At 66.0% G+C, this 12,759-nt stretch carries 13 protein-coding genes; 11 read left to right on the top strand and 2 right to left on the bottom strand.

The window, feature by feature from the left end:
• The first annotated feature begins 191 nt into the window (after positions 1-191).
• The 5 genes from FHS48_RS15455 to FHS48_RS15435 all read left to right on the top strand — a co-directional run bounded on the left by FHS48_RS15455 (position 192) and on the right by FHS48_RS15435 (position 3,602).
• Positions 192-1,010 (top strand): hypothetical protein, encoded by an 819-nt coding sequence (locus FHS48_RS15455; RefSeq protein ID WP_184264648.1) that lies wholly within the window; start codon positions 192-194, stop codon positions 1,008-1,010.
• Between the two features lie 126 nt (positions 1,011-1,136).
• Positions 1,137-1,412, top strand: coding sequence for a hypothetical protein (locus tag FHS48_RS15450; RefSeq protein ID WP_184264646.1), 276 nt, complete (start codon positions 1,137-1,139; stop codon positions 1,410-1,412).
• A 140-nt stretch (positions 1,413-1,552) separates the two neighbouring features.
• Positions 1,553-1,870, top strand: a complete 318-nt coding sequence (locus tag FHS48_RS15445; RefSeq protein WP_184264645.1) for a hypothetical protein — start codon at positions 1,553-1,555, stop codon at positions 1,868-1,870.
• A gap of 234 nt (positions 1,871-2,104) precedes the next feature.
• Positions 2,105-2,452 carry a hypothetical protein gene (locus FHS48_RS15440; RefSeq protein WP_184264643.1) on the top strand — a complete coding sequence of 116 codons (348 nt, stop codon included), beginning with the start codon at positions 2,105-2,107 and terminating at the stop codon, positions 2,450-2,452.
• A gap of 220 nt (positions 2,453-2,672) precedes the next feature.
• Positions 2,673-3,602, top strand: coding sequence for a TerC family protein (locus FHS48_RS15435; protein ID WP_184264641.1), 930 nt, complete (start codon positions 2,673-2,675; stop codon positions 3,600-3,602).
• A gap of 70 nt (positions 3,603-3,672) precedes the next feature.
• Here the strand turns inward: FHS48_RS15435 and FHS48_RS15430 are convergent, their stop codons facing one another.
• Positions 3,673-4,539, bottom strand: a complete 867-nt coding sequence (locus FHS48_RS15430; protein WP_184264638.1) for a LysR substrate-binding domain-containing protein — start codon at positions 4,537-4,539, stop codon at positions 3,673-3,675.
• Positions 4,540-4,648: 109 nt separating this feature from the next.
• On the opposite strand from FHS48_RS15430, the gene FHS48_RS15425 reads away from it, so the two are divergent.
• Positions 4,649-5,281, top strand: a complete 633-nt coding sequence (locus FHS48_RS15425; protein WP_260402513.1) for a LysE family translocator — start codon at positions 4,649-4,651, stop codon at positions 5,279-5,281.
• An 84-nt stretch (positions 5,282-5,365) separates the two neighbouring features.
• Here FHS48_RS15425 and FHS48_RS20620 read toward each other — a convergent pair whose 3' ends face one another.
• Positions 5,366-7,861 (bottom strand): DEAD/DEAH box helicase, encoded by a 2,496-nt coding sequence (locus tag FHS48_RS20620; RefSeq protein WP_184264636.1) that lies wholly within the window; start codon positions 7,859-7,861, stop codon positions 5,366-5,368.
• A 285-nt stretch (positions 7,862-8,146) separates the two neighbouring features.
• Here FHS48_RS20620 and FHS48_RS15415 point away from each other — a divergent pair, with 285 nt between their 5' ends.
• From FHS48_RS15415 to glcE, 5 genes are all read left to right on the top strand, one after another.
• Complete coding sequence (locus tag FHS48_RS15415) at positions 8,147-8,692, top strand: hydrolase (RefSeq protein ID WP_184264634.1); 546 nt, start codon at positions 8,147-8,149, stop codon at positions 8,690-8,692.
• A gap of 61 nt (positions 8,693-8,753) precedes the next feature.
• Positions 8,754-9,455, top strand: a complete 702-nt coding sequence (locus tag FHS48_RS15410) for an alpha/beta fold hydrolase (protein WP_184264632.1) — start codon at positions 8,754-8,756, stop codon at positions 9,453-9,455.
• 147 nt (positions 9,456-9,602) lie between these two features.
• Entirely contained in the window at positions 9,603-9,728 is a 126-nt protein-coding gene (ykgO, locus tag FHS48_RS15405) for a type B 50S ribosomal protein L36 (protein WP_081628433.1), read from the top strand.
• A gap of 355 nt (positions 9,729-10,083) precedes the next feature.
• Positions 10,084-11,568 (top strand): FAD-linked oxidase C-terminal domain-containing protein, encoded by a 1,485-nt coding sequence (locus tag FHS48_RS15400; RefSeq protein ID WP_184264630.1) that lies wholly within the window; start codon positions 10,084-10,086, stop codon positions 11,566-11,568.
• A 25-nt stretch (positions 11,569-11,593) separates the two neighbouring features.
• Complete coding sequence (glcE, locus tag FHS48_RS15395) at positions 11,594-12,745, top strand: glycolate oxidase subunit GlcE (RefSeq protein ID WP_184264628.1); 1,152 nt, start codon at positions 11,594-11,596, stop codon at positions 12,743-12,745.
• Positions 12,746-12,759: the final 14 nt, after the last annotated feature.

Here is a 12,759-nt window from a genome sequence, read left to right as displayed (position 1 = left end):
GACCAACTCGTCGGCGCTGGAAAACCAGCAAAAGTCGCCATCACCGCCATCATGCGAAAGCTCATCGTCATGGCAAACGCCCTGCTCAAGGCAGGGCGTCCATGGATCCCAAAAAACGCTTGATCAACACGGATACTCTAGGGTTGCGGATCGGGGCCGGAAGGCCGGGTTTGGGGAAAAGAGAGACGGACATGCGGCGTTGGCTTATCAATGTCGGGGTGTTGCTGCTGTTTCCGGCTGTGGCCGAGGCCGGGCAGATCACTGCGGCCCAGTCCTGCCTTCTCGGGGCCGGGTTTGTCCCCTGCATTGACCGGACCGATTTCAGCAAGGAGCCGGAGCAGGCGGCATGGCTGACCAAGTGCCGGACCCGGCCCGCCGGAGAGCGGGAACAGTGCTATCTGGATACCCTCGACCAGTTTGGCTATGCCTTTGCCTCCCCCGAACAGGTGAAGGAGCAGGCAGCGCGGGAGCAGGCCCGGCGGCAGGCGCTGGAGCGGGAGAGCGAGCAGGCCCGGAAAGACTTCGAGGAACGGAACCGCCGGCGGGCGGAGGAGCTCCGGCAGCTTGAGGGGCAAAGCGCCCGCACCTTTGTCGGCAGTGTCGAAGGGCCGGTGACCAGCTACAGGGGGGCGACGCCGGAGACGGTGGCCCTGCAGGGCGCGAAAAACAGCCAGCCCCCGGCCGGAGAAGAGTCGGATCCCCGCCATGATGAGACCTATTGCCTGTTCATGGAGGCGGAGAAGGTCCTGCTGGAGCGCAGTAAATCCGAGGAACGGGTCGAATACGAAGTCGGTTTTTCTTACGTCATCCGCAATGGCTGCCGGAAAACGTTCAGATCCGTCGGCCTGCGGGCCGACGGGCGTAACTGGAATGAAGAGTCCGTGATCCGCCATGATTTTACCCTGACCCTTGGGCCGTTTCAGGAAGACAAGGGCCGCCTTACTTTTTTCAAATACATGACCCAGAGTGAATTTAATGCGGTGAAAACCGTGACGGTCCGGCTGCAGTAGCGGCCCGGATCTTTGCGGCCCGACTCCGCTGTGACCCCGGGAGGATCTATGGTCCGGTTTTGGTGGTGTGGCGCCGCTGTGGCGCTTTTTCTGTCTGTGCCGCAGGCGATGGCGCAGGACCCGTGCGTGCGCCTCGGGCGTGTCGATACGGCGTTCAAGGACAGGAACACCGTTTATGCCGAATACAGTTTCAAGGCGATGGTGGACAACACCTGCAATCAGGAAAAAGAGGTGCGGGTGAAGGTTTGTCTGTACGCCAGAAACGGGCAGCGTCTGGACTGCAACTCCATCTCCGCCCTTGTCGGGGCCTATCGGATCGAGACCCTGTATGGCCGCGTTATGGTGGATGTGGCGGCGGTCCCCTACGTTGAGGAGGCCCGCAGTACGCTGGAAAGCAATTAAGGCGGCCGGGGTTTCCCGGAGGTTTCATCGGAGGAAGCGCTTGACGCTGTCTCTCCCCTAAGGGTATAGGTCGTTCCGGATTTTAGGATTAATTCTTAAGTCTGTGACGATGACCGCCGGGACTCCGCAGGGACAGAACGATGAAGGCGACATTCTGGGCCGCTTACGCCAGCCGTCTGCACCGCCTTGCTGACCGGATAGAGGCCGCCCGGACCCCGGAAGACCTGCGTTCTGCGCTTCAGGCCAACAGTGATCTGTGGGCGGCGCTGGAGGCGGATGTCCGCTCCGGGCTGGTTGAAGACCACGTCACTCCCTCTCTCAGCGGACTTCTTCTGACCCGCGCCCGCACCGTGGCGGAGCAGACCCGCAGCCCTGCGCCCGGACGGGACGCCCTGATCCTGCTCAACCGCCAGACCGCGCTGGCTCTGGCGGCGGAGACCCACCCCACCGGACTATGACCATTGGCAGGGGTGCGGTGATGCGCCGCGTCGATTAGGCCGAAAGTCGGGGGAATCCTCATCATCCTGACCTTGACGCTGAGAGATGTGTGGGTCAGACTTCAGGTTGTTATTCGGGGGGAATTGGTTTCCATAACGGGTATATAAAAACCCTGTGGTAAACCGCCCCGGGGGGAAAGGCTGCATGGACGGGGGGGATTCCGTTTGCCATGCCGCAACCGGTGGGAGGGGGAGATGGCTCACATTCCTTGGACCCTGTATGCGATGCGTCTGCAACGGGTGGCCCAGAGAATGGCCGAGGCGCGGGATGATACCGATGTTGCCCGCTGCCTGCAGGAGCATTCCGCCTTGTGGGAGCGTATCAGCGGCCTGATTTCCGAGGCTGAGGGTGATGGTGTGCGTGGTCTGCGGCGGCAGATGTCGCCCCTGACCCGGCTGGTCACGCCACGCCGTGGGAGCGGGGTGGCGGCGGATGATCTGTCAGCAGAAGCGGTGTCCAGCCTGATTGCCCTGAACCGTCAGGCGGCGGCCCTGTTGCCGGATCTGGAGCTGGGAACACCGGTCCGGCAGTGGCTAAATTAAACCCTGCCTCGGTAGCGGATTATTTTCCCCTCTTATTTTTGGGTGTACGCGTCCATCTCCCGGGTCCTGAATGTCTCCCCTTGACAGTTTGCCTCAGTTTCGCGAATGTTGCGCCAGAGCCTGGGTCCGGGCCCCTCTGGCGGTGAGGCGTCACCGTGATGTCGGATCCCCTCGTATAAGAACGGCGCTGACGCGGCGCATTGGGTTCTGAGGGTCTACAATGGACTTCACCCTGCTGGCATGGGGCGGCTTCGGCGCCTTCGTGCTTATTCTTCTTGCCCTTGATCTTGGTCTGCTGAACCGGAACGACGAAGAAGTGTCGATCCGCAAGTCCCTGATCATGTGCGGTTTTTATGCCTCTCTCGCGGTGATTTTCGCCGGTGGCGTCGCCTATGTTCAGGGCGTGCCGAAGGGGCTGGAGTTCATGACCGGCTACGTGATCGAGCTGAGTCTGAGCCTTGATAACGTTTTCGTCATCGCGCTGGTGTTCACCGCCTTCGCCATTCCGCCCAAATATCAGCACCGGGTGCTGTTCTGGGGGATTATCGGGGCGCTGGTGATGCGCGCCGGGATGATTCTGGCCGGGATTTCTCTGGTCCAGCAGTTCCACTGGGTTATCTACATCTTCGGTGGCTTCCTGATCTTCACCGGCCTGAAAATGCTGAAGCCGGATGATGAGAATCCGGATCCGGAAAAGATCTGGCTGGTCCGTCTGGCCCGCCGTTTCTTCCCGGTGACCAAGGAGTTCCACGGCCACAGCTTCTTCGTGCGGATCAACGGCGTGCGTCACATCACCCCGCTGTTTCTGTCGCTGATGGCGGTGGAAGCGATTGACGTGATCTTCGCGGTGGACAGCATCCCGGCGATTTTCGCCGTCACCACCGACCCGTTCATCGTCTTCACCTCCAACGTGTTTGCGATCCTTGGTCTGCGGTCGCTGTACTTTGCGCTGGCCGGTCTGCTGCCGCGCTTTGCCTACCTCAAGTACGGTCTGGCCCTGCTGCTGGTGGTGATCGGCACCAAGATGGTGCTGGTCGATATCTACAAGCTGCCGACCTGGGCGGCGCTGGGGCTGACGGCGGGTATTCTCGGTGGCTCCATTGCCCTGTCGCTGTGGAAGACCCGGGATCAGGTCAAAGTCTCCACCTGATCTCCGCCGTCTGCCGGGTGTATCAGGTCATGGTATCGGGCGCGGGGGAAATCCTCCGCGCCCGTTTTCTTTATGCGGTCGGCAGGGTCTGTTCCAGCCAGCCGAGAAACCGTTCCACCGGGCTGCCGGGGGGCGGATCGTCGGCCAGCAGGGCCACATAGTCGGCACCCCCAGGGCAAAACCCGAACGGGGCAATCAGCACTCCGGCGGCCAGATCATCCACCACCAGCGGCAGCGGGCCGATGGCGACACCCAGCCCGGCGACGGCGGCCTGGAGCGAAAAGGAAAAGTGGTCGAACACCTGTTCGGCCTCCGCCGGGGGCAGGGGGGTGCCGCTGTGCCGGGACCAGTCGGCCCAGCCCTGCGGACGGGTGCGGGTGTGCAGGCGCGGCGCGGTGCGCAGGTCTCCGCCCCACCGCTCCCACGCCGCCGGATTACAGACCACACCGACCTGTTCCGCCCCCAGAGGCCGGATCACCGCCGATCCGGGCAGGCCGAAATCGGCCCGCCGGATGGCAACATCGACTCCGGTAAGGGACAGATCAATCGGTCCACCCCCGGTGGCCAGATGAACGGTGATCCCCGGATGCAGGGCCGAGAAGTCCGGCAGATGGGGCATCAGCCAGCGCATGGTCAGGGTCGGTTCGCAGCTGACCGCCAGCGTGGACGGGTGCCGCAGGCGGGCACAGGTCTGGCGCAGATCGGTGAAGATCCGGTCCAGACATCCGGCAAGAATCCGCCCTTCCGGCGTCAGGCTGACCCGGCGGTTATGGCGGCGGAACAGGGCGACTCCCAGAGCCTGTTCCGCCTGCTGCACGGCGCGGCTGACGGCCCCATGGGTCAGGTTCAGGCTGTCGGCGGCTTTGGTGAAGCTGCCGTGGCGGGCAGCGGCCTCAACCGCCACCAGCGGGGCGAGGGGTGGGAGATCCCGGGCCATGCATCCTCCTACTGTGCGTTTTCCTCACCGATCCGGTGAAAATGTTTCGATTTTTTATGATCCTTTCCAGCGCCATTGTCAGCAACAGGAACAGCAAAGGAGAGGCTGAATGGAAACGGATGTGATGCAGGCGGCGCTGGCGCAGATGCTGCCGGTGGCGGTGGTGACCCTGCTGGCGGTGATCAGCCCCGGCCCGGATTTTGCGATGGTGACCCGGGTCAGTCTGGCCGGGGGACGCCGGGCCGGTCTGCTGGCGGCACTGGGGATTGCCTGCGGGGTCTCCGTCCATGTCACCTATACGGTGTTGGGGTTTGGCTGGGTGGTGCACGCCCTGCCGCAGAGTCTGGACATTCTGCGCTATGCCGGGGCGGCGTGGTTGATGTGGATCGGGGTGCAGGGGCTGCGGTCGCGTCCGCAGGCCCCCGAGGAGGCCGGGGAGCAGGCGGTTCTGTCCGGCTGGGTGGCGTGGCGCTCGGGGGCGCTGTGCAATGCGCTGAACCCCAAGACCGCCCTGTTCTTTATCGCCCTGTTCAGTCAGGGGATTGATCCGTCAACGCCGCTGTCGGTACAGGTCGGCTTTGGGGTGTTTATCGCTCTGGCGCATCTGCTGTGGTTTGCGGTGGTGGCGGTGGGATTGACCCATCCGGCCCTGACCCGGCGGATCCAGCGCATCCGCCACCGGGTGGAGCAGGGGGTGGGCCTGTGTCTGATCGGGCTTGGCCTGCGGCTGGCGCTGGTCTGAGCCTTCCCCGGTTGGAAAGGGCCCCAAAAAGAACGGGCCGCGGTGGTGACGCGGCCCGTTTTTCTGTGTCTGACAGGCTGTTGATCAGCCTTCAGAGGATCCCTCAGAGCTGGCCGGGGTTTCCGGGGCCTCTGTGGTGGCAGCCTTGGCGCGGCTCGGCCGCTTCCGGGCCGGTTTCTTCGGCGCTTCCGCCGAGTCGGCGGTTGCGGCCTCTGCCGGGGTGTCCGCCTTGGCGGTCTTGGCCCGGCTGGCGCGCGGCTTGGCCGGCTTCTTCGCCGGTTTCGCGTCAGCATCAGCCTCGGCAGAAACCACGTCGCCTTCGGCAGCCACCGGCTTGGCCTTGGCGCGGCTCGGGCGCTTGCGGGCCGGTTTGGCTTCTGCGTCCGGGGCGACACTGCTGTCCGGAGCCACCACGTCCGTCACCGGCGCAACGGTTTCGGCAGCGGCGACCGGTTCTTCTGCCGGTTCGGCAGCTTCAACCGCAGATTCGCTGTCGCCGTGGGCCGGATAAACCTGCTTTTTGCTCAGCTTCTTGGCGATCCGGGCTGAGGTCTTGGCCGGACGGCGCGGCCTGTTGTCGCGGGCGTGATCCCCGTCGGCATGTTCGCCGTCAGCGTGATCAGCCTCAAGGGCCTCTTCGCCGTCATCGGCGGCGATGTCTTCTGCGGTGTCCGCCGGTCCGGCCAGTGCCGCAGCAGCCTCGTCCCCACCACGGCCACGACGGCGGCGGTTCCGCTTCGACCGGGCCGGAGTGTCTTCCCCGGAGTCGGCATCGGCCGCCGGATCTTCCACGTCCACCACCGGTTTCGGCAGCGGGCGCGGGCGCAGGGCCAGTTCTTCGGTCAGGGTCAGCGGGGCCAGCATGAAGGCCGGAGTCTGCCCGCCAAAGGCCATAACATCATCGCCAAAGGTCATTTCCGGCACATCCAGCGCCGGGTGACTGTCACGGCGGCGGCGGTCGTTGCGGCGGTCGCCCCGATCTCCCCGGTCACGCTCGTTCCGATCGCGTTCGTTACGGTCACCACCCCGGTCGCGGTCATTCCGTTCGGTGCGGTCGCCGCGTTCAGCCCGGTCGCCACGCTGTTCGGTGCGGTCACCCCGCTCCGGCCGGTCGCCCCGGTCGGTGCGTTCTCCACGCTCGGTGCGTTCGCCCCGTTCCGGTCGGTCACTCCGCTCCGGCCGGTCCCCACGGTCTCCGCGTTCGTTGCGCTCGCCCCGATCCCGATCCTTGCCGTCGCGTGTCACCGTGCTGTCCTTCGCGTTATTCCGGGTTCCGTCCCTGCCACCATCGCGGGGGGCAGAATCCTTCTGGCCGGTCTCCCGGTCTTCCTTCGGGCGTTCGTCCTTGGGCCGGTCTTCCCGGACCCTGTCGCCACGGCTCCGGTCAGAGCGGTTGCGGTCCGGGCGGTCCTTGCCACGGCGGCGGCGGCCTTCCCCGGACTCGTCGAAGCCGACCTGTAGCAGCCCTTCCAGCGACAGGCGCGGAATTTCCTTGCCGATCAGCTTTTCAATGGCGACCACGGCCTTGCCGTCATCGGCGGAGGCAATGGTATAGGCCCGGCCATCGCGCCCGGCGCGGCCAGTACGGCCAATGCGGTGCACATAGTCTTCCGGGTGGTGCGGCACGTCGAAGTTGAACACATGCGACACGTCAGCGATATCAATGCCACGGGCCGCCACATCGGAGCAGACCAGCAGCTTGACGTTACCGGCCTTGAAACTGGCCAGTGTCGCCGTGCGTTCCGACTGCGGCATGTCGCCATGCAGCTGGGCCACGTCAAACCCATGCTTGCGCAGCGACCGGTAGAGGATATCCACGTCCCGCTTGCGGTTGCAGAAGATGAAGGCGTTGCGCACGTCTTCCATCCGCAGGATGTGGCGCAGGGTCTCGCGCTTGTCCATGTCCTCGACGATCGCCAGCAGCTGGGTCACGGTCTCGGCGGTGGTGGCCTGCCGGGCGACGCGCACTTCCTTCGGGTTGGTCAGGAAGGCATCGGCCAGACGGCTGATCTGGTCATCCATGGTGGCGGAGAAGAACAGGGTCTGGCGCAGCGGCGGCAGCAGCGACACGATGCGCTCGACGTCGGGGATGAACCCCATGTCCAGCATGCGGTCGGCTTCGTCGATCACCAGCACCTTGACGTCGCGCAGCAGGATGCGGCCCCGGTCAAACAGGTCCAGCAGGCGGCCGGGGGTGGCGATCAGCACATCGACGCCACGGTCCAGCGCCTTTTCCTGTTCGGTGAAGCTTTCGCCGCCGATCAGCAGGGCCATCGACAGTTTGTGGTACTTGCCGTACAGGGTGAAGTTCTCGGCGGCCTGATTGGCCAGTTCCCGCGTCGGCGCAATAATCAGCGAGCGCGGCATGCGGGCCTTGGCGCGGCCATTGGCGAGAATGTCGATCATCGGCAGGGTGAAGCTGGCGGTCTTGCCGGTGCCGGTCTGGGCAATGCCCATGACATCACGGCCCATCAGGACCCAGGGAATAGCCTGTTCCTGAATCGGGGTCGGGGTCGTGTAACCCACTTCGGCGACTGCCTTCAGGGTTTCGGGACTGAGTCCGAGATCGGCAAAGCTCATGGAGATCGGGGTGCTGCCTGCATTGGGGGAGGGCGGGTGACCGTCAGGCCATGGAACCGCCAAAATCATAGGCCGTGATAATAGATTGATCCTGCGGTCTGTCAACAAAACGGGGGTCGGTGGCAACAAAACGGGGGTCCGCACCCTGTTTGGGGTGTTTTTCCGGTCCTTCCGGCGGGCAGGGCAGCCCCCCGGTGTGGGAGCGGTCCCCGGTTTTTACCCCTCCGGCGGCGGGTCGGTGGTACGCTGCGGTCTGCGCAACCGGAAAGAACCAAGGGGGAAACCATGCTGATGTCCGCCGCCGATGCCTGTCTGATGGTCGTCGATATTCAGGAACGCCTGTGTCCGGTGATCGAGGATCCCCGCACCATTCTCTATAATGCCACCCGCCTGCTGCGCGGGGCGGCGCTGCTGGAGGTGCCGGTGCTGGTCACCGAGCATTGCCCGCAGTCGATCGGCCCGACCATGGTGGACCTGCGGGAGGAATTTTCCCCCGGCAGTCTGGTGTCGAAAACCGCCTTTTCCGCGGCGGCGGAAGACGCGGTCCGCGACCGGGTCGCCGCGCTGGGGCGGAAGCAGCTGGTGATCTGCGGCACCGAGGCCCATGTCTGCGTCCTTCAGACGGCGCTGGGCTTCCGGGCACTGGGGTATGAGGTGTTCATCGTCACCGATGCCAGCGGATCCCGCCGGGCAGCGGACCGCGAGGCCGGAGTCGCCCGCATGGTGTCGCAGGGCTGTCAGGCGGTGACCACGGAAATGGTGCTGTTTGAATGGATGGCCCGGGCCGATCATCCGCGCTTCCGCGATATCTTGCAGCGCCTGATAAAGTGAGCTTTAGTTTTCGGCGTCACCCGACAAAACCATAAGCAAAATCAGAAGGAAACGTTCAGCGATGACTGCCAGGACTCCGTTGGTTCTCGTTCCCGGCCTGCTGTGTGACGGGGCGCTGTTTGCCCCGCAGGTGGCCGCCCTTGCCGATGTTGCCGACATCACCGTTGCCGATGTGGCGCAGGATGACACGCTGGCGGGCATGGCCGACCGCCTGCTGGCTGCCGCCCCGGAGACCTTTGCGCTGGCAGGCCTGAGCATGGGCGGCTATGTGGTGCAGGAAGTGATGCGCCGCGCCCCGCACCGGGTCAGCCGGATTGCCCTGATTGACACCAACGCCCGCGCTGACCGCGAGGAACAGATCACCGCCCGGCGGGAGCAGATGGCGCTGGCGGCGCAGGGCCGTCTGGCCGAGGTGGCGGAGATGCTGCTGCCGTTCCTGATCCACCCGGCCCGGCTGGCCGATGCCGCCTTCACCGCCCCGATCCGCGAGATGATGCTGCGGGTCGGGGCGGAGGCCTTTATCCGCCAGCAGACCGCCATCATGGGCCGTCCCGACGGGCGGGAAGACCTGCGGGCGATCACCGTTCCGGCGCTGTGTCTGGTCGGGCAGGATGACGCCATCACCCCGCCGAAGGTGCATCAGGAAATGGTGGACCGTCTGGCCGCCGGGGAGCTGGTGGTGATCGAGGGCAGCGGCCACCTGCCGACGCTGGAACAGCCACAGGCGGTTTCGGCGTGTTTGCGCTCTTGGCTTCAGCGGTGATTCAGGGCTATAAGCATCGCCCCAACCAACCGGGGGCGCAAAGCGTGTAGAAGCAGGGCGGTTTCTGCCTCTTTTACATTGACAACGGGGGCTCTGATCCGTATTTTGCGCCCTCTTTCTGTACCAGGGTTTACCGAGGGTTTCGTCATGCGAGTCCGCAATTCGCTGAAGTCGGCCAAGACCCGCGACAAGAACTGCCGTGTGGTTCGTCGCAAGGGCCGTGTCTACATCATCAATAAGAAGAACCCGCGCATGAAGGTGCGTCAGGGCTGATCACTCAGCCTTGGCGTGACAGCGGATCCTCGGGTGCCAGTCTCTGACTGGTTTCCGGCATCCCTGACACCACCTGCGGGATGCTTCCGTGTTACCCAAAAAAGCCGTGCTGAGAAATCAGTGCGGCTTTTTTGGTTTGTATCGCACGCTTTCCGATCGTCCCCGCTTCCGATACGCTGATCCGGCACCGGTCTGCACCGGCCCGGTGCCGGATGCCAAAAGGGCCGCCCGTCCGGGCAAGGCCGCACCGGGGAGGAAACAGGTGCCGGCTGCCGGGAGTCCGGCGGCAGCTCCTCCCGCCCTGCCGGTGTCCGGGATCCCGTTGTCGGGGCCCTGCCGTCCGGGAGTCCGTGCCATGCAGCTTCCTGCCGCCGATCCTGCCATTGTTTCCCGCCGCGCCGCGATTGTCGGGGCCCTGCGGGAGATCGTCCCCGATGGGGTGATTGCCGAAGACACCGCCCTGCGGGCCTATGAATCCGATGGCCTGTCGGCCCTGCGCCAGATGCCGCTGGTGGTGGTGCTGCCGCGCACCACGGAGCAGGTGGCGCGGATTCTCTCCTATTGCCGCCGCGACGGGGTGAAGATTGTCCCGCGCGGGGCGGGGACCTCGCTGTCCGGCGGCTCGACTCCGCTGGGCGATGCGGTGACGCTGGCGATGGGGCGGTTTAACCGGATTCTGGAGGTGGACCTCGACAACCGCTGTGCGGTGGTGCAGCCGGGGGTGACCAATCTGGCAATCAGCCGGGCGGTGGAGTCGGACGGATTCTATTATGCCCCCGATCCGTCCAGCCAGATCGCCTGTTCCATCGGCGGCAACGTCGCCGAAAACGCCGGGGGCGTGCATTGCCTGAAATACGGCCTGACCGCCAACAACCTGCTGGGGCTGGAGATGGTGCTGATGACCGGCGAGGTGATCCGCCTCGGCGGGCGCCATCTTGATGCGCCGGGCTATGACCTGATGGGGGTTGTCACCGGATCAGAAGGGCTGCTGGGGGTGATCACCGAGGTGACGGTGCGCCTGCTGCGCCGCCCGGAAACCGCCCGCGCCGTGCTGATGGGCTTTGAGGATCCCGGACAGGCGGCGGCCTGCGTTGCCGCCATTATCGCCGCCGGGATCATTCCCGCCGGGCTGGAAATGATGGACGGCCCGGCGATCCGGGCAGCGGAGGACTTTGTCCACGCCGGATACCCCACTGAGGCCGGGGCCCTGCTGATCTGCGAACTCGACGGCCCGGCGGTGGAGGTGGACGCCCTGATTGCCCGCGTCGAGTCGCTGGCCCGTGCCAACGGGGCCACCACCCTGCGCACCAGCACGACTGAGGCGGAACGCCTGCTGTTCTGGGCCGGGCGCAAGGCGGCTTTCCCCGCCGCCGGGCGGATCAGCCCGGATTACCTGTGCATGGATGGCACGATTCCCCGCCGCCGCCTGCCGGAGGTTCTGGCGCGGATGCAGGACCTTAGCCGTCTGCACGGGCTGCGGGTGGCCAATGTCTTTCACGCCGGGGACGGCAATCTGCATCCGCTGATCCTGTTTGACGCCAACCGGCCGGGGGAACTGGAACGGGCCGAGGCTTTCGGTGCCGATATCCTGCGCCTGTGCGTCGAGGTCGGCGGCGTGCTGACCGGTGAACACGGAGTCGGGCTGGAAAAGCGCGACCTGATGCCGGTGATGTTCGGCGAAGAGGACATCCGCCAGCAGCAGCGGATCAAATGCGCCTTTGATCCCGATCATCTGCTCAACCCCGGCAAGGTCTACCCGACCCTGCACCGCTGCGCCGAACTGGGCAGGCTGCATGTCTCGGGCGGCCATCTGCCGTTCCCCGACCTGCCGCGCTTCTGAAGCCCCAAACCGGAGGAAACCGCGCATGGAGTGGCTGACCCCTGCCGATGAAACCGCCGCCGCCGAGGTCGTCCGCTGGGCTGCCGCCCGGCGGGAGGGGCTGGAGATCCGGGGCCATGGCACCAAGGCCGCAATCGGTTCCCCGGTGCAGGCCGCTTTCGGGCTGTCGCTGGCGGGCCTGAGCGGCATCACCGCCTATGATCCGGCGGAACTGGTGCTGACCGCCGCCGCCGGAACGCCGCTGGCGGAGATCCGCGCCGCCCTCAGCGCCGCCGGGCAGCACCTGCCGTTTGAGCCGCCCGACCTGTCGGCTCTGCTGGGAACGCCGGAGGAGGGGACGCTGGGCGGGCTGGTCTCGGCGGGGCTGTCGGGGGCGCGGCGGCCCTTTGCCGGGGCCTGCCGCGACCATGTTCTGGGGGTGCGCGGCATCGGTGGCGGCGGGGAGCCGTTCCGGGCCGGGGGGCAGGTGGTGAAGAATGTCACCGGCTTTGACCTGTCGAAGCTGCTGTGCGGGGCGTGGGGCACGCTGGCGGTGCTGACCGAGATCAGCCTGAAAGTGCTGCCCGCCCCGGAAACACAGGCAACCCTGCTGCTCGACGGGCTGGACGACACCCGCGCCCTCAGCCTGCTGGGGCAGGCGCTGCGCAGCCCGGCGGATGTCTCCGGGGCGGCGCATGTCAGCGGTGGGGAAACCGCCCTGCGGCTGGAGGGGCCGCCGGAGTCGGTGCGCTGGCGCGGGCAGGGCCTGCGGGATCTGCTGGGTCTGCCGGTGCGGCTGCTGGACGACGCCGCCAGCCGGGACTGGTGGCAGCGCTGGCAGCGGCTGGAGCCACTGGCGGCAGGGCCGGATTTTCCTGTGTGGAAGCTGTCGCTGGTGCCGACGCAGGCGGTGGCGGTGGCCGGGCTGCTGCGGCAGGCCGATCCGTCCCTGCGGGCGGTGTATGACTGGGGTGGCGGCCTGCTGTGGGTGGCGCTGTCGCCGACGGTGGAGGCGGCGCGGATCCGGCAGGCGGTGCCGCCGGGGGGTGGCCACGCCACCCTGATCCGGGCCCCGCTGGCGGTGCGGGCGGCGGGCGGGGTGTTCGCGCCGGAAGCCCCGGCGGTGGCGGCCCTGTCCCGCCGCCTGAAGGACAGCTTCGATCCGGCGGGGATCTTCAACCCCGGCCGGATGGCCTGAGTGAGCGGAGGGAC

Source organism: Novispirillum itersonii (assembly GCF_014205675.1).
Taxonomy (GTDB): Bacteria; Pseudomonadota; Alphaproteobacteria; order Rhodospirillales; family Rhodospirillaceae; genus Novispirillum; species Novispirillum itersonii_A.
Note: the sequence above shows the minus strand (reverse complement) of the source record. Positions and strands in the feature narration are given on the sequence as shown.